The organism is Alteromonas marina, assembly GCF_000808575.1.
GTDB classification, from domain to species: Bacteria; Pseudomonadota; Gammaproteobacteria; order Enterobacterales; family Alteromonadaceae; genus Alteromonas; species Alteromonas marina_A.
Map to the genome: position 1 here is coordinate 90,234 of NZ_JWLW01000006.1, position 17,169 is coordinate 107,402.

At 44.1% G+C, this 17,169-nt stretch carries 13 protein-coding genes; 4 read left to right on the forward strand and 9 right to left on the reverse strand.

Features of this window, described 5'->3' with window-relative positions:
• Positions 1 to 2: 2 nt before the first annotated feature.
• From mshL to RJ41_RS04190, 9 genes are all read right to left on the reverse strand, one after another.
• A complete protein-coding gene (mshL, locus tag RJ41_RS04150; protein WP_039217350.1) occupies positions 3 to 1,751 on the reverse strand; it encodes a pilus (MSHA type) biogenesis protein MshL in 1,749 nt (582 codons plus the stop codon).
• Positions 1,735 to 2,052, reverse strand: coding sequence for an agglutinin biogenesis protein MshK (locus RJ41_RS04155; RefSeq protein ID WP_240485725.1), 318 nt, complete (start codon positions 2,050 to 2,052; stop codon positions 1,735 to 1,737). The genes mshL and RJ41_RS04155 overlap by 17 nt, the downstream gene beginning before the upstream one ends.
• A 17-nt stretch (positions 2,053 to 2,069) precedes the next feature.
• Positions 2,070 to 2,717, reverse strand: a complete 648-nt coding sequence (locus RJ41_RS04160) for a type II secretion system protein M (protein ID WP_039217356.1) — start codon at positions 2,715 to 2,717, stop codon at positions 2,070 to 2,072.
• Positions 2,692 to 3,318 (reverse strand): PilN domain-containing protein, encoded by a 627-nt coding sequence (locus tag RJ41_RS04165; protein WP_039217359.1) that lies wholly within the window; start codon positions 3,316 to 3,318, stop codon positions 2,692 to 2,694. Before RJ41_RS04165 ends, RJ41_RS04160 begins: the two co-directional genes overlap by 26 nt.
• Positions 3,315 to 4,229 (reverse strand): hypothetical protein, encoded by a 915-nt coding sequence (locus RJ41_RS04170; protein WP_039217362.1) that lies wholly within the window; start codon positions 4,227 to 4,229, stop codon positions 3,315 to 3,317. Before RJ41_RS04170 ends, RJ41_RS04165 begins: the two co-directional genes overlap by 4 nt.
• A gap of 166 nt (positions 4,230 to 4,395) precedes the next feature.
• Positions 4,396 to 4,899, reverse strand: coding sequence for a hypothetical protein (locus RJ41_RS04175; RefSeq protein ID WP_039217365.1), 504 nt, complete (start codon positions 4,897 to 4,899; stop codon positions 4,396 to 4,398).
• A 213-nt stretch (positions 4,900 to 5,112) separates the two neighbouring features.
• Positions 5,113 to 5,694 (reverse strand): phosphoglycerate mutase family protein, encoded by a 582-nt coding sequence (locus tag RJ41_RS04180; protein WP_039217368.1) that lies wholly within the window; start codon positions 5,692 to 5,694, stop codon positions 5,113 to 5,115.
• Between the two features lie 131 nt (positions 5,695 to 5,825).
• Positions 5,826 to 7,373: a glycerol-3-phosphate dehydrogenase gene (gene glpD, locus RJ41_RS04185; RefSeq protein ID WP_039217370.1), complete on the reverse strand. Its 1,548-nt coding sequence runs from the start codon at positions 7,371 to 7,373 to the stop codon at positions 5,826 to 5,828.
• 354 nt (positions 7,374 to 7,727) lie between these two features.
• Positions 7,728 to 8,486: a DeoR/GlpR family transcriptional regulator gene (locus tag RJ41_RS04190; RefSeq protein ID WP_039217371.1), complete on the reverse strand. Its 759-nt coding sequence runs from the start codon at positions 8,484 to 8,486 to the stop codon at positions 7,728 to 7,730.
• 160 nt (positions 8,487 to 8,646) lie between these two features.
• Between RJ41_RS04190 and glpK the strand changes: the two genes are divergently transcribed.
• The 4 genes from glpK to RJ41_RS04210 all read left to right on the forward strand — a co-directional run bounded on the left by glpK (position 8,647) and on the right by RJ41_RS04210 (position 17,144).
• Positions 8,647 to 10,131, forward strand: a complete 1,485-nt coding sequence (glpK, locus tag RJ41_RS04195) for a glycerol kinase GlpK (protein WP_039217373.1) — start codon at positions 8,647 to 8,649, stop codon at positions 10,129 to 10,131.
• Positions 10,132 to 10,436: 305 nt separating this feature from the next.
• A complete protein-coding gene (locus tag RJ41_RS04200; protein WP_052235393.1) occupies positions 10,437 to 13,184 on the forward strand; it encodes a TonB-dependent receptor in 2,748 nt (915 codons plus the stop codon).
• 66 nt (positions 13,185 to 13,250) lie between these two features.
• Complete coding sequence (locus RJ41_RS04205; protein ID WP_039217377.1) at positions 13,251 to 14,705, forward strand: SLC5 family protein; 1,455 nt, start codon at positions 13,251 to 13,253, stop codon at positions 14,703 to 14,705.
• Positions 14,706 to 15,014: 309 nt separating this feature from the next.
• Positions 15,015 to 17,144 carry an alpha-galactosidase gene (locus RJ41_RS04210; protein ID WP_039217380.1) on the forward strand — a complete coding sequence of 710 codons (2,130 nt, stop codon included), beginning with the start codon at positions 15,015 to 15,017 and terminating at the stop codon, positions 17,142 to 17,144.
• The last annotated feature ends 25 nt before the right edge of the window (positions 17,145 to 17,169 follow it).

Consider the following 17,169-nt stretch of genomic DNA (forward strand, 5'->3'; position numbering starts at 1 on the left):
AATTAGTTTCTATACCACTGATCAAGCAAAGACTGAGTGCGAAGGCGCTGCTTTTCCCACGTATCTGGCTGTACCACAGAAGGGCGAATAAGAATAACCAATTCGCGCTTGCTCTGGGTTTTCGCTTTGTTCTTAAACGCATTACCGATAATAGGTATATCGCCTAATAACGGAGTTTTGGATTCTTGTTCGCTAGTAACCGTTTCCATTAAACCGCCTATCACCACAATTTCACCGTCGCGGGCACGGATCACGGTGTCAGACTCTCGAATATTACTTTGTGCAAGCGGTAACAAAATCTGCTGGTCGCCAACTTGGATAACCTTTGTCTGTTCCGCTGTTTCGGTTACAGACGGGTGAACATGCAAGATCACAGAACCACTTCTGTCTATTTGTGGTGTTACATCCAGCGCAATACCAGAGAAGAACGGCGTAAGTTCGATATCATTTTCATTTTCAGTCTGGGTCGCACTCTGATCTTCACTGGTCGAAACATCAGTAACGAAGTACTCGTCTTGCCCTACTTTAATCACGGCTTTCTGGTTGTTAGTGACTGTGACTCGCGGGTTACTTAGCATTTGCACATCCCCCTGGGTTTGAAGCATATTGATAACGCCGTCAAAGTCGCCTCTGGATATGCGTAACGTTGATACTCCCCCGATATCGGTAGAGATAGTATTGCCAATTGCATTTACTGCATTAATAGCGGGGTCTATACCGGCTGCGGTGTTTGCGGCAAAATTAGAAGCAAGCGCCCCACCGCTAAATCCAAAATTGAGGCTTCCTGTTAAGCCGCTTGCTATACGGTCCCATCGTACACCCTGTTGATAGCCATCGTTAAGTGTGACCTCAATAATACGTGCCTCAAGTACTACCTGGCGTTGCAGGCTTTCTTGGCTCTGATTCAAGAAATCTTTAACCACGGCAATTTCGCTTGGCAGCGCTCGAACCGTCACTAACCCGGCCTGCGGTGAAACCACAACCTGACGACCTTCAGTGGGTGAAACCAAAACTTTTAACGCTTCTTTTAAGTCACTCCAAAAATCGTTTTCACTGGTGGTTTGAATGTTTGAACCGTTTAGCTGCTGTATATTGTTACCGCCAAGACCACCTTGCCCACCAAAACCACCCTGACCGCCCAGAGCGTTGCCGCTGATATTGTTGTTACCGTTAATACCGCCGTTGTTACTGCCGTTATTTTGATCTTGCTCGCTAACCCCACCCGCTATAACGCTTACATTCGATACACCAAAACGCTTGATCATAAGGAAGTTTACCGGGATAGATTCTGTCTTTAATTGAGACGGCATAACCTGGATGACCTTACCTTCTAAAAATACATCCAGCGGATACATTCTAGAAATAATCGTAAGCACGTCATCAAGCGCTACGTCTTTAAGCGTTAAGCTGATTTGCCCTGACACAGCTGGGTGTACGGCCACGCTATAAGGCGTATCTTCTACCAGCGCATCGAAGAACGGACGAACATCTACATTGTTGGCAGATACTGCGAACATTTTCTGAGAGGTAGGAGCCGGTAGCGATTGATAACGCGCTACTTCTGACAGCAGTTCTTGGTTTAACTGTGGCGGAGGTGTGGGCTTACTAACTGGCACATTCTGCGAACGATTGAGTTCGTCGCGAATATGTGGCTTAACTTCCTCGCCAACACCATAGGTTTGACAACCCGCGATAACAAACGCCGCAGCTAGGACCAGTGCGTTAGAAATAAGGCTATTTTTTAATTTCATATGCATACATTCTTAGTATTTTCTGCTGACGACCGTCAGTTATAATCACGTGTTTAGGGTAAATTTTAGACACAGTGAACTCGTTGAGCGTGTCACCCTCTCGATAAGATTTGCCAGAGATAATTGCGCTGTACCCAGAGCTTCGTTTGAAAATTGACTGCAACGCCAACTCGCCATCAACAAGATTACTCTCGCTTGCACTTATTCCTTTGACCAGAGCAGGTTTGGTTGGGTCGACTGCAGCAACTGCAGGCGTTAAAGCACTCCCCATCACTACCAAACTTAGAACAACGAATTTCATAACGTTACCCATTCTCCTTAAAGCGAAATGAAAGTTGCATTATTACTTACTGTCGCTAACCCTAACGTAAGTGATGCATTGGGATACTCGTCAACGTTATAAGCAAAGTCAGTTACTATGACTTTTTCAGGTGCGGCTTGAAGACGCGCTAGATAACTGCGCAAATCGAAATAACTTCCTTCGATAATTAAGCGCATGTTATGGCGGTAAAACGATGTACTCTGCGATTCACCGTCACCAAATCGAATGATTTGAGTAGGCTCTACATTGAAGTTAACTAAACGTACGTTATTTTCTTCATTTAACAGTGTCATTAGCAGCTCAGGCATTCTGTCTGCAGCCACGAAACCTTCATTCAATGAAAGCAGTGCATTGTCGACTTCTAACAACGCTTTTCTTGCGCTATCCAGTTCCTGTTGCATACGCTGGGTGTAGTCAACGGTTAGTGCTTGTTGAATCGCGTCGCGTTGAATAACCAGTGCTTTGTATTCACTTTCTTTTCGAGTAAGGGTTTTATCTGCACCAGACATGCCATCTAGCGCGGGCGATATGCCGAACCAGAAAAACAAGTAAACAATAAGACCAAAGCTCACCCACAAGATAAGCTGCTTTTCTCTCTTTTCTAATGCAGAGAACTTATCAGAGAGCTGTTGATACTGATTCATCAGCTTCCCCTTCAAAATCGGTTGATAGTAAAAATTGCTTCACGCTTTCATCCCCGTCCACTTCGTCAAACTTCACTGACGAGAATGACTTGCCTTGGAAGAAAGGTGACTGCTGCAATTTTTTAAGCCAAACAGGTATCGACGACGGTGCTATCGTTTGCCCCGACAGGCGAATTTTCTGGGTGTCTATATTGATGCTAGTAAGCCAAAGATTTTGGTTGTGATAATCAGCTAAATCGTCCATCACTTCGCCATACTTGGTTGCGTCAAAAGACAGCTCTCCACTTTCTAAATAGGCAAGCAACTGCTTTCTGTTTTGAATCTTGGCATTCACTTGCTCAAGCTGCTGTTGCAGCGTTTTGGTATCTCGTTTTTTCTCTAGCGCATTATTAAGCGCTTTAATTTCGTTATTAATTTGAGTGGTTAACGCCGTTTGCTGCTGTATTTTTTCTTGCTTCGAGGTTAAAAGCACGTTTAAAGCAACAACAGTAATAAGCATTACGCCAAACGCTAAGCCGTTCACCCACAACACTTTTGATAAAGGTAAGCGCTCTTTTTTCGGCTTAAGAGACGGATGGTAAAGATTTATGGAACGTTTCACTGTGCATCCCTCGCGGCAACAAGCGCACTTGCCAAAGCAAAGTGACAAGTGGAGTCGACAACGTCAGCTAAATCAAGCTGCGGAACAAGTACATTCATTGCCGCAGGCTGGAAGGGCTTTAAACGTTCTATGACAGGTTCGCAATCGAACTGTGTTCTAAATAAGATCTCTTTAAGCGGCGGTTGTTTTAACTGTGATTCATAGAAATCCATTGAACGTTGGATTTCTAGACCAAGCATATCGCTTAACTGTGCTAAATCTTGTTGCGCATTGGCTTTGTTCACGAAGCCTCGTAAACGTCGCGATAACCAAATTGCACGAGAACGTACAATCATTAGAAACGGTTCGCTATTGGGCTCTTGAATAATCAGTAATCGCGCGTAATCATCGTCTGGCACCATTTCTGTTACCAAGACTTCTTTGGCATGAATATGGGTAAGCTTAACGTTTTTCGCTTTTTCCATACTTTGCACTAAAGCAGAAAGTGGCGACTTTTCGGCGGCAAATACATCAATTTTCTTTGCGCCAGTTCTTGTTTGTACCGGGTAATCAATATAGTCCAAGACCATATTGTCTGAGTCAAAAGGTACAAGTTCACCTAGCGTCCAAGGCAATGCGGTAGTGATATCCTCATCTGGTAAATCAGGCTTTTCTACCTGCACCATGTGATACATATCTTGCGAAAGTACTACAGACACCCGACACCCTTCTTTTTCAAAATCACGTAATGCGTTGCAAACTTGCTTTTCGAAAGGTTGGCGATTGTCAAAAGGAACAGAGGTTACAGAACTCAAAACATAGCCACTGTCGCCATGACTAATAGCGGTAATATGCAGTTCTTTCGCACTCACAGAAACACCTACTGTGGGCGATGCAACGTTCTTTTGAGATGAGAATAAGCCAGATAGCATATGTCTACTTAATTCGTTAGTGTCGAGTATTATCTTATTATCAACAATACCTTAAGGTGCCAGATTGTGACATGGCGCTAAGTCAAAAGTAGACTAATTATCTAAATAGAACAAATACCTACATAGGGGAATATTTATATTAATATGTATGGAATTGAAGACCTTATTAGTCTTTTAAAGGCGAAACTGAACCACTTGCTGGGTAATAGTCGAAGTAAGTTCCTTTGCTTAAGCTGTAGCGACACCAGTAGTTTTCTTCACTTACATCTAACTCTGCGTAATACTGTGCGTGAATTTTAAAGCCATCTACGCGAAGTGGAGACGCAACTACTGATTGCCAGATTTTTTCACACCCCGCATCAGACAAATCGGCTGTTGGCCATCCATTGTGGTTCATGCGCACTGGCGTCCGGTTTATTTCGCTGCCAGAGTCGTCATAGTGTATGAGCATGATCATTGTAGTAGGTTGACGGACTCGCCATTGCCAATGAGAGGAAACAACGTGACGTTTAAACGTATCGAACTGTTCTGTTAGCGCCTTTACCGTTGTATCTTCTTCACCGATGTGAAAAAAGTTTATTGCCAAGCCCAATGAAATGGCAAAAACCAATGCAATCGATGCTTTTATAAGGTTTTTAGTAGTATCTGAATCTTTTTTGTTTTTATTCATTTGTGCATCCTCAGCCTAAACTGAAGTAATAAATATCTATTTAGGGCCGGCTTTGTTCTCTGGATGCATTACATTAAGTTGATGTAACAACAAACAGGTGCCCAGCAACATTGCTAGGTTATCGGCATTTGAACGGAAAATTAAAATGTCTTAAAAGAATAGGTTAAATTCTACTAAAAGTAGGAGCTTATAACCTGTAATAGTAGGGTTGTGTTAGCCTACCTTTTGTAAAATTGTTACTCCCCAGAAATCGCTATCTTTCTCTTTTAGCTGCCAGCCTTTTTTTATCAATGCTTTTCGCGTGAAGTAGTTCGTCATACCATGTCCGAATAATACAACTCGAGGGTGCTTACTGCTTATATCATCGATATGCGTGGCAAGTTTTTCCACCCTTTGCTTTGCAAATTTGAAGCTTTCGAAGCGGCCTTTTGTTCCCATAAACCAAAGGGCCCTACTTAACAAAACCCAGTGCCAACTACGTAAAGTGAAAGGCAGCTTATAATAAGGAATATCCATTTCCTTTAGATATGGTAGCTCTTCATCTATTGAAGTTACGCCATAGTGAGCCGCGGTTAGCTTTGCTCTTAAGAGCGGACTCACGGCAATATAGCTATTATTAAGATGCGTTATTTGTTTTGGTTGACTGACGGGATCTAAGGGAGACTTATTGTAGTTACGCACCCAGTTTGCATACTCTGCCGCATTCACTTTTTCGTTGTGAGCAGAAAGTGGCTTCCCATGGCGAATAAAAACCACTTCTTTTGGCTTACTGCTGCTTAAAACATCCCTGTTCATTGTTACTTCACTTAATTCGAATTTGCGATTCTACAAACTGCTAATATTTGTTGTTGCACTAAATTTTTTAGACCTGTTGACAACATGGCCTCACAATTACCCTATTTGATAACAGGCCCAAAGTCACGATACTAGGCGCTAGCTAATACTGGATCGGCAGTTTGCCTTTCATTAGCAGACAAATTCACTTTCTGATCGATATATTGGGACAGCGCTACTTGCTGTTCTTCACTTAAACGCAAACCATGCTTGGTTCTGCGCCAAATAACATCTTCTAGTATACACGCCCATTCACACTCAATTAGATAGTCTACTTCGGCGCTATACATTCCCGCGCCAAAGTCTACGCCCATATCGTCAGCTGAAGCTTTCCCTTTGAGGAATTTGTAGCTTAATACTCCATATTGACGTGCATAACGCTCCGCAATGTTATCTTTTAGCCATGGAAATTCATTAGTCAGTTGCTTGACTAAGGCGCTTTGACTTTCAAATGCACCACCAGGCAGAGGCACTTCTTTTGTCCATGCTTTTTTAGCTTTCGGGAAACAAGTAACCAGCTTATCAACCGCATGCTCAGCTAGTTTCCTATAGGTCGTGATTTTCCCACCAAAAATGTTCAGCAGCACTGGCTTACCGGCTTCACCTTTGAGCTCAACTTTATAGTCTCGGGTTAGCTCCTGAGCGGAAGCATTCTTTTCTTCTAATAGTGGTCTAACACCACTGTAAGAATGAACGATGTCGCTTCGGGTAACTTTTGACTTAAAGTACGTGTTTACCACCTCAATTAGATAATCAGTTTCCTCGTCTGAAATTGCAGCGTCTGATGGATTGCCTTTAAAGTCCTCATCGGTAGTTCCTACTAACGAAAAGTCCCCTTCATAAGGAATAACAAATACAATGCGCCCGTCTTTATTTTGAAGAATGTATGCTTCATCGGTATCGTAAAGTTTGGGAACAATAAAGTGGCTTCCTTTCACCATACGCATAGCATTTGGGTTGTTAACATTTACTAATCTATCTAAGAACGATACCGCCCAAGGGCCTGCAGCATTCACAATAGACTTCGCTTTTACGGTAAACGTTTTCCCTTTTGCCGTTTTAAGTTCAATACTCCACAGATCATCTTGTTTCTCGGCTTTTACACATTCAGTGCGAGTATAAATTTGTGCCCCTTGCTCTTGTGCAGCTAACGCATTAAGTACCACTAAACGTGCATCGTCAACCCAGCCGTCAGAATATTCAAAACAGGTTGTAATATCGCTAACCAGTGGGCCTTCGCTCGTGGTAGAAAGCTTACGCGAACGTGGCAGCATGTTACGTTTCGCTAAAGAGTCATATAGAAATAATCCGATTCGAATCATCCACGCTGGGCGTAGGTGCTTTTGATGTGGCAGGCGAAAGCGCAGCGGCCACATGATATGGGGTGCCTTTTTAAGCAACACTTCCCTTTCCGCTAATGCCTCTTTTACTAGGCGGAATTCATAATGTTCCAGATATCTAAGACCACCATGAATAAGCTTACTACTTGAAGAAGACGTTGCACCGCCCAAATCGCCCTTTTCACACAACGCTACTGAAAGGCCGCGCCCCGCCGCGTCAAGCGCTACGCCAACGCCATTGACGCCGCCGCCGACAACCAAAACGTCGACTGTTTTTTCAGATTCATTGTTGTGACTCATAGTTTGCCTCTGCTGCTCTTAACATTTGCTTGCACTTTATTGCTGACCATTTGACAACCAAAAGGAAAACATGTCAACACAAAACGAACATTATCGAACATTAAAGAAAATTAAATACCCACACCGTTCGCTATTTTTGTTTAGGCAAGTGGGCACCAAGGCGAGTAATGATGGACATGGTTCGTATCTGGAAACTTACCGTTTGATAAAAATGTTATGTAGATGGGTAATGCGAGGGTTAGTCAGATAACTTGCGTGTATATAAATAGGTTTAAACTATCGGCCCCAAATAAGAATAGGCGAAGTTACGGTGTGGTTATGACCACGTCAGTTAATGCACACGAAGGTAAACAATCACGCTTTTACAAAAGTGATGTTATTTTCTTTAATAATTTTACTTATGCTAGCTGGCGGCGTTTTATCACAAACCAAGCAATCTACTTGTGAAATATGGCCTTGTTCAACCATAGCGCGACGTTCGAATTTGCTGTAGTCGGCCGCAAGAATAACGTGTTGAGTATGTTCTAAAATAGCTTGGGAAACTTTCACTTCTCTGAAGTCAAAGTCTAATAAAGCACCGTCTGAACTTATGCCACTTATACCAATTATGCCGTAGTCCATTCGAAACTGACTGATAAAGTCACAGGTTGCTTCACCAATTATACCGCCGTCTCGATAACGAACTTCTCCCGCCGCGATGATGACCGAGAAGTCTTCTTTGGCAGATAAAATAGTCGCCACATGTATATTGTTCGTTACAACATGTAGGTTTTTGTGGTTCAGCAACTTAGTTGCGATAAGTTCGGTAGTCGTACCGATGTTGATAAATAAAGACGCCCCATCAGGTATCATTGCCGCAACCGCTTCAGCAATTTTTTCTTTTACTTCACTATTTTGCGTTTTACGTTCTTGATAGGGTGTGTTTTCCCAACTTCGATTTAAACCCGCGCCGCCGTGATAACGACTGACTACACCAGCACCAGCCAATTGATTTAAATCTCTTCGAATTGTCTGAGGTGTAACGTCGCAAGCACTTACCAAATCATCAATAGACATAAAGCCCTGTTGCTTTATTAGCCCAACAATTTTTTCGTGTCGTTGCGTTTGGTTCATCACACATCCTCAAAGTAAAAATCGATATTGATTATACGTGCTTAAAGGAGAAGTTCCCACGATAAAACGAAAAGCAAATGTTCGTTTTCGAAAATATGCCGTTGTTAAACATCTGTAAATGATGCAAACTCTATGAAAAATCATCTTCAGGAGTGACCTTATGGGACAACATATTCTTGCCATTGACCAAGGCACAACAAGCTCTCGCAGCATCATTTTTTCTCCAAAGGGCAGTATAGACGCTATTGCACAGCAGGAATTCTCTCAAAAATATCCGAAAGATGGCTGGGTTGAGCATGATCCAGAGGAAATTTGGGAAAGCGTTGTCTCTACCCTCAAAGAAGTTTTCAATAAATGCTCATTAACACCATCAGATATCGCAGCCGTTGGTATCACTAACCAGCGCGAAACAACCTTAGTGTGGAATAAAAACACTGGCGAGCCTGTCTACCCGGCTATCGTTTGGCAAGACAGACGCACAGCCCAGCTTTGTCGTGATTTAAGCGAAGACGAAGAGCTCGTTTCACACATTACTGAATCGACAGGGCTTCTATTAGACCCTTATTTCTCTGCCACTAAAGTAGCTTGGATATTAGACAATGTAGAAGGTGCAAGACAGCAAGCCGAGGACGGAGAGCTGCTGTTTGGAACCGTAGACACGTTCCTTATATGGCGCTTAACGGGTGGTGAGTCACACAAAACTGATGCCACCAATGCCTCGCGTACAATGCTGTTCGACATCAATAACCAATGCTGGGATGAGAAGTTACTAGATAAATTCAATATCCCACGCTCAATGCTACCCGAGGTGATGGACTGTGCGGCTGACTTTGGTGTAATGAAAGAAGACATCATAGGTAGAGCTATTCCTATCCAAGGCGTAGCAGGCGACCAGCAAGCAGCATTAGTAGGCCAAGCGTGCTTTGAAAAAGGCATGGCCAAGAGCACCTACGGTACCGGCTGTTTTATGATATTGAACACTGGTGACGCCCCTTTGCAATCGAAAAACCGATTACTCACCACCGTTGGGTATCGTTTAAACGGCAAAACGACTTATGCGCTTGAAGGCAGTATTTTTATGGCCGGCGCAACCGTTCAATGGCTCAGAGATGGCCTGAAGCTTATCGACGATGCCGCCGAATCGGAGGCACTTGCACAGCGAGCAAGACAAGATAACGGCGTGTTCCTTGTCCCGGCATTTACTGGTTTAGGCGCACCTTATTGGGATCCAGATGCCCGTGGCGCAATTTTAGGTTTAACCCGCGACACAGGCATTAGCGAAATCGTTGCTGCGGGACTTCAGTCTGTCTGCTACCAGACTAAGGACTTGCAAAAAGCAATGGAAAGCGATGGCGCTCGCCCCACAACTATCCGTGTAGATGGCGGTATGTCGCGTAATGATTGGGTTATGGGCTTTCTTTCAGACATCTTGGGCGCTGAAGTAGAGCGCCCTGAGATTACGGAAACCACCGCTCTTGGTGCTGCCTTCTTAGCAGGATTACAGGCTGGTGTCTTCAATTCAATCGACGATTTAACCCAGTGTTGGAAGAGTGATAGCGTTTTCACTCCGAGGTTGACCAAGCAAGAACGTGATCAAGCCTATGATGGTTGGAAAGCCGCCGTCGACCGTATCCGCTGCAGCTAATTTTCCTTTATTTTTCTGATTGTTAATAAAGTGCGGCTATAGACCGCACTTTTTTTATACAAAAAAATTTTTTATAACATTGTAATTACATTGTCATTTTGTGCTAGTATTGGATCCAAGGTAAACGTTTCACCTTTTACCTTAAATCAGAAACGCTATATTTTTCATAAAGTTACAAATAATAATCACGAAAATATAACGTTAAATGTGTAAAAGTATTGTTAATAAGCTTGATCCGCACATACTAAAAACGTAATTTAAGTGCAAAGTACGTTAAAACGTAGCCTACTCACGGAGAAAACACAGTGACACATAAAATTAACACATCACAGTTAGGCCCTATCGCGAAACGCTCACTTTTAGGTGTTGCTATCGCCTCTGCCCTACACGCCCCTATTTCACTGGCACAGGAAGCAACTACTGCTACTGATAAAGAAGTGGAAGTTATCGAAGTTAAAGGTTTTACCAGCTCTCTGAAAGCATCAATGCTAGATAAGAAAGCATCTGATGTTGTTTACGACGGTATTACGGCTGAAGACCTAGGTAAATTTCCAGACCAAAACGTAGCTGAATCACTACAAAGAATTACTGGTGTTGCCATTGATCGTTCAGGTGGTGAAGGTCAATTTATTACTGTGCGTGGTTTCGGCCCAGATTTTAACACCGTACTTGTTAACGGCCGCCAAATTGCTACAGAAAACCAAGGTCGTGCTTTTAGTTTCGATACGCTTCCAGCTGAACTTATTAGCGGTGCAAAAGTTTACAAGAGCCCTCTCGCTTCTATGCAAGAAGGTGGTATCGGTTCAACCGTAGAAATCACAACTGCTCGCCCATTCGCATTTGACGGCTTCAAGGCCGTTGCGAGTGTAAAAGGCATGTACGAAGACCTTTCTGAAGAAACAACGCCGCAAGTGTCTGGCTTAATTACCAATACCTTTATGGATGGTAAATTAGGTGTGTTAGCTGCTGCATCATTTCAACAGCGTAAGCTACAAACAAACATGCTAGAAACGCGCTACTGGCGTCCAGGGGTAGACATTACTGATCGTTCAGAACTGGACAACCCTGAATACGAAGACAATGCACAATACAGAAATGTATACGTTCCACAGAACTTTGACCAAATCGTTGATTTAGTCGATCGCGAAAGAACATCTGGTAACCTTGTTGTTCAGTACGCTCCTAACGATGACATGACGCTTACCTTAGATGGCCTTTACTCTAAGTTTGAAGTTGACTCAGACGCGCACAGTGTTGGTCATTGGTTCACAGACAGTAACCTCGACAACATGTCTTTCAACGATAATGGCAGCCTAACTGGTGTAACAAGTACTATTGTAGAAGGTGCTGGTGGTGCGACTGACTTTATTCGCCGCCGCTTTGGTCGAGATGTTGAAATCCAAGCATTCGGTGCAAACTTTGAATGGTTAGTAAACGACAACTTAACTGCAAACATTGATATCTCAACTTCAACTGCCGAAGACAGCAGTGGTGGCGACAACTTCTTCACTGTTGTGGGTTACAACAATGAATACAGTGTAGACTTCACAGGTGCTACCCCATCATTGACTGTTGCCGGTGGTGATGCCGCTTTGCAAACACCGTCGCTAGGCCGCATGCACTATAACGAACGCAACGGTTTTGACACGGAAGATACCATCAGTGAGTACCGTGCAGACTTCACGTGGGTACCTGATTCAGACAATGCATTCCACAAAGCAGATTTTGGTATCTACTACCAAGATCGTGAAAAATCTAATACTCGTCTATTCGCTTCAGGATGTAACGTTTATTGCGGCTACAATTTTGACTTCCCTGATGAACTTTTAAGTGTATTTACTGCACAAAACTACTTCGGCGGTGTGCCTAATCAGTGGCTTACCTACGACCCTGAAGCGTTCTTTGACTTCGCAACGTCTGATGCAGCGGTGCAGCAAATTGCTGACGCTACAGGTCAATCATTCGATGATGTTCGCGCAGCGATTGACGCAACAAATATCGGCAACCCTCAGCCAAGTAATGATTCATTCGTAGTGAGCGAAGAAGTATTAAGTGCATACGCACAGTTCTACTTTGCAACTGAAATTTCAGACATGCCACTTGATGTTAACTTTGGTTTCCGTTACAGCGAAACAGATACATCAGTAGATGGTACAGTTCAGGTTTTACAGGACCTTCAGCCTATTCCTGGCGATGACTCAGACTTCAATGCAGTATTCGAAGACGATGGCGAAGGCAAACCGATTAATGCCACCAATAGTTATTCAAGTCTTCTGCCTAATCTTAACGTTAAATTGCAGTTGACCGACGATTTGTACTTGAGATATGCATACTCGGAAACGTTGACTCGCCCAATGATGGACGACTTAGTACCTGTATTTAACGTAACGGTCTCACGCCCTGGAAACCTACAGGCTACTGAAGGCAATACAGAGCTCCAGCCATATAAATCTACCGGCTGGGATGTGTCACTAGAGTGGTATTATGATGACACGAGCTATTTGTCAGCAGCTGTTTTTAATAAAGAAGTTGAAGACTTTATTTCTGGCCAGCTTTTCGAAGAAAGCCAATTCTTAGAAAGCGGCGAGTATGTATTTACTGTACTTCGTCCTAGCAATGGCGATACGCTTGAAGTTGAAGGCTTAGAGCTTGCTTGGTTGCATACACTTGAAAGCGGCTTCGGTATTCAAGCTAACGCTACTATCGTTAATTCGGATGCAGAGTTTAGTCTACCAGGCTTAGGAAACTCACAAAACATTACATTGTTCTACGAAAAAGATGCGTTCCAAGCGCGTGTTGCACTGAACAATCGTGAAACCTTTATGCAAGAAGCCATAAGCACTCTTGGTGGTACTGAGCCTCGTTTCACTGAGACTTACACCCAAGTTGATATGAGTGTAAGTTACGATGTAACTGAGTCTCTTACGGTATTCTTCGAAGGCATTAACATTACTGACGAAGAGCTAACGCGTCGCGGTCGCTTATCAGAACATTTCGTTCAACAAGTTGCTGACGGTGCTCGTTACGCTGTTGGTGTTCGTGCTAGCTTCTAATAACAACTAGTCTATCAAGGGGGCGGTGTTGCCCCCTTTTGTCTTTATTCTGCTGAGGAGTTTTTCGTGTCAGGCAGCTTAACCCAACTTGTCGTTTTTATTTTCATCACCGCACTTATCGGGCTTCTTACCTATTTAAAGTGTCGCGGTCATGGGCATAGTAAAGCCAACGAAAACAAAGAATATTTCTTAGCTGGCGGCGGACTAACATGGATATACGTCGCGGGCTCAATAACGTTAACTAATTTAAGTACCGATCAACTTGTAGGGATGAACGGTAACCAAATGGCACTGCTTGCGTGGTGGGAATTTGCCGCGGTGGCGGGCCTAATCATTCTCGCGCGAGTTTTTCTTCCCGTCTATTATCATTATCAGTGCACCACAACCACCGAATTGCTGGAAATGCGCTATAACAACAAGCATATAAGAGCACTAATAGGCCTTCTTTTCTTCCTAGGTAGCAGCCTTATTTTCATGCCTGCCGTAATCTACACCGGCTCGCTTTTCATGATTAACATGTTCAATGTAGACATTCCACTTATGTATGTTGCCACCGCTTTTGCATTGATTGGTGCCTTCTACGCTATCTTTGGTGGGCTTCGCGCGGTTGCAGTTTCAGATACCTATTCTGGCGTATTGCTTTTGACTATGGCGATTGTTGTTGTCGTTCTTGCACTATTCGCAATCGATTTTGATTTCTCGGGCATACCTGCCGAACGCTTAACCCTAATTGGTGATAATGATTCACCTCTACCATGGCACACGTTATTAACCGGTATGGTGTTTATCCAGACTTTCTACTGGAGTACGAATCAGGTAATCACTCAGCGCGCCATGGCTGCACCTAATTTAAAAGAAGCACAGAAAGGCGTATACGCTGCAGCGATCATCCGCTTTATCGTTGTTCCTACCATTATCGTAGTTCCAGGTATCATTTCGTATAAGCTGTACGGCGATATCAACGATGCCGCTTACGGTACGTTGGTAGGTGATGTTTTACCTAGCTGGCTATCAGGTGTATTTGCAGCGGCCCTCGCTGCAGCAGTACTCACTACTTACAACAGTAACCTCAACTCTGCGACTGCACTTTATGTCTGCGATATACACGAGGCGTATTTTCAGAAGAAGCCAAACGTTGCGCGCTTAAGCGGCTTTGTGACCGCGGCGCTTACTATTGTATCGCTAGTTATGGTTCCTGTGTACGCGCAAGCAGAAAGCATCATCAACTTGCTTCAACAACTTTTCGGGTTGTTAAGTATGCCTATTCTTTCCATCTTTATTGTTGGATTACTATTTAATAACGTAAACGCCAATGCGGGAATAGCGGCAGTTGTCTTTGGTGTGGGTCTATACGCTTTCTTTAGCTTTGTACACGCTCCTTTCGGCCTGCACTACATTCACCTGATGTTGGTCACATTGGTTTGCTGTATTGCCCTCGCCCTTGTCTTAAATCGGGTTGTATTTAAGCAAAAGGCAGAATGGCGCGGTCGTTTGATAGAGAGCGAAGAAGCACACGGCTAATAAGGTCCGCCATATATTGGCTGGTTCAGATAACTAGGATTACTACGGTTGTGGCGGAGCAAAAGTACGGTTTGTTGCGTATTTTTGTTCCGCCACACGCTGTGAAGTAGATGAAAGCAGAGAGAAGACTCTGTAAGCGTGATTGAAACAGATTTAATCACTCGACGACCATGCAAGAAAGCAGGTATTAAGCTCGATAAACCGTTGTAAAACCATAAAACCGTACGGATGTTCCTTCTGTACTTTTCAGTCATCTTTTCTTTTAACAACATGCGCTATAAACATCTAGGCATGTAAAATGAGGTTTTTATGTCGTCACTCACATCATTCGTTCGTTTGTCGAACGAGAAAGCCACATTAATATTCGACTGCCAGGGTCGTATGCCCAAAGTCATTTACTATGGTGCGCCATTAAGTGACAGTACAACACCAGAAATGCTGAGCGTTTTAAACACCCGTCAAGAAGCCAAATGCGCACCCGTAATTGAACCGCCGATTACGTTGGTACCGACTCACGGTGACGGCTGGACGGGTCAGCCAGGTCTTGAAGTGTCGGGCGATGCCGACCAGTGGTCAGCAGGCTTTAGCCTGACCGAAATAAATGAAGATGCACAGTCTGTTGCTTTCGTAAGCGAAGACGCTCGCCGCGGTATGCGTCTTATCACAACTGTTGAGCTCGATAACAAAACGAGCGTAGTAAAATACGTTTCTCGTCTCGAAAACAGTGGCGAAACACCGCTCAATTTAGGCTATTTGAATGCCGCTAGCCTGCCCTTGCCTACGTCCGTAAGCAAAATTAAAACATTTGAAGGCCGCTGGTCAGCAGAGTTTCAAACCAAAGATCACGACCTCTTCTTTGGAAGTTATGTACGTGAAAATCGCCGAGGCAAAACATCTCACGACACCTTCCCTGGCCTGATTGCATTCCCTCAAGGCACGGGTGAACTTAACGGTGAGTGCTATGGTTATCACCTTGGCGCTTCTGCAAACCACAAGCTTCGCGCTGAGCTAATGGCTGATGGCAGAAGCTATGTGCAGTTTGGTGAGTTATTATTTCCAGGTGAAGTGGTACTTAACGCTGGCGAAAGCTATACATCCCCCGTGCTTTACACAGGCTATGGCTGTGAAGGTTTCTCTTCGCTATCACAACAGTTCCATAACTTCATTCGCAGCAACGTGCTAAACCACAGTGCTGAATCGAAGCCTCGCCCAGTACACTACAACACCTGGGAAGGTATTTATTTCGATCATAACGAAGACGAACTTAAAGCCTTAGCCGATAAGGTTGCACCACTGGGCATTGAGCGCTTTGTGTTAGATGATGGTTGGTTTAAAGGGCGCAGAAACGACAAGGCTGGGCTTGGCGACTGGTTTGTTGATGAAGCTATCTATCCTAAAGGACTAGACGGGCTCATTGACCATGTTACTGGCCTTGGCATGGAATTCGGTATTTGGTTTGAGCCAGAGATGGTAAACCCCGACAGCGACCTTTACCGCGCCCATCCTGAGTGGGCGCTGCAAACCGAGAATAACCCTCACGTTCCTTTCAGAAATCAGTACGTATTGGATTTAACCAACCCTGAAGTGGTTGAGTACCTTTATAAAGTGATTACTGATGTACTAAAGGCGTACCCCAAAATCAGCTACATCAAATGGGACATGAACCGCGACGTAAACCACCCCGGCAACCTTCACGGTAAACCTGCGATGCATGGTCAAATGGCTGCGCTTTACAGCTTAATAGACCGCGTTAAGGCAGCGAAGCCAGGCATTGAGATAGAAAGCTGTTGTTCAGGAGGCGGCCGTGTAGATTTAGGTATTTTGCCACACACAGATCGTTTCTGGACGTCGGATTCTAACGACGCACTAGACCGTTTGTATATTCAGCGTGGTTGTTCTTATTTCTTCCCGTCTGAAGTAATGGGCGCACACGTTGGCCCGCGCGACTGCCATATAACGGGTAGACACTTACCTATTGAGATTCGCTCGGCAGTAGCCTTGTTTGGCCATATGGGTATAGAGATGGACCCACGTGAACTTACCGACCACGAGCAAAGCGTGCTTACCGACGCTATTTCACTTTACAAAAAGTATCGTCATATCACCCACGGCGGCGACCTTTTCCGCATGGACGATGACGGCATGAACGTAAAATTTGGTTATGTGTCTAAAGACAAGCAAGAAGGTATTTTTGCATATAACAGCGTTATGGAAACTGTTCGTACTACGCCAAACCGCTTCTACTTTGCAGGCCTTGATGCTAACAAACAATACACCATTGAGCGTGTATGGCCCGAAAAGCTAAAAGAATACACCCCGTCTATTTTGCAACAAACTGAAGGGCAAGTATTCTCTGGCGAAGTATTGATGAAATACGGTATGCAGCTGCCGGTGCTCTTCCCACAAACTGCATTGATTTATACCGTTAAAGCGGTGTAGAGCTAGAAGCTAAAGCGAGCTTAGC

What these genes read in the sequence shown, in the direction of transcription:
- mshL (WP_039217350.1), bottom strand. Translation starts at nt 1,751, where the DNA reads ATGAAATTAAAAAATAGCCTTATTTCTAACGCACTGGTCCTAGCTGCG.
- RJ41_RS04155 (WP_240485725.1), bottom strand. Translation starts at nt 2,052, where the DNA reads ATGAAATTCGTTGTTCTAAGTTTGGTAGTGATGGGGAGTGCTTTAACG.
- RJ41_RS04160 (WP_039217356.1), bottom strand. Translation starts at nt 2,717, where the DNA reads ATGAATCAGTATCAACAGCTCTCTGATAAGTTCTCTGCATTAGAAAAG.
- RJ41_RS04170 (WP_039217362.1), bottom strand. Translation starts at nt 4,229, where the DNA reads ATGCTATCTGGCTTATTCTCATCTCAAAAGAACGTTGCATCGCCCACA.
- RJ41_RS04175 (WP_039217365.1), bottom strand. Translation starts at nt 4,899, where the DNA reads ATGAATAAAAACAAAAAAGATTCAGATACTACTAAAAACCTTATAAAA.
- RJ41_RS04180 (WP_039217368.1), bottom strand. Translation starts at nt 5,694, where the DNA reads ATGAACAGGGATGTTTTAAGCAGCAGTAAGCCAAAAGAAGTGGTTTTT.
- glpD (WP_039217370.1), bottom strand. Translation starts at nt 7,373, where the DNA reads ATGAGTCACAACAATGAATCTGAAAAAACAGTCGACGTTTTGGTTGTC.
- RJ41_RS04190 (WP_039217371.1), bottom strand. Translation starts at nt 8,486, where the DNA reads ATGAACCAAACGCAACGACACGAAAAAATTGTTGGGCTAATAAAGCAA.
- glpK (WP_039217373.1), top strand. Translation starts at nt 8,647, where the DNA reads ATGGGACAACATATTCTTGCCATTGACCAAGGCACAACAAGCTCTCGC.
- RJ41_RS04210 (WP_039217380.1), top strand. Translation starts at nt 15,015, where the DNA reads ATGTCGTCACTCACATCATTCGTTCGTTTGTCGAACGAGAAAGCCACA.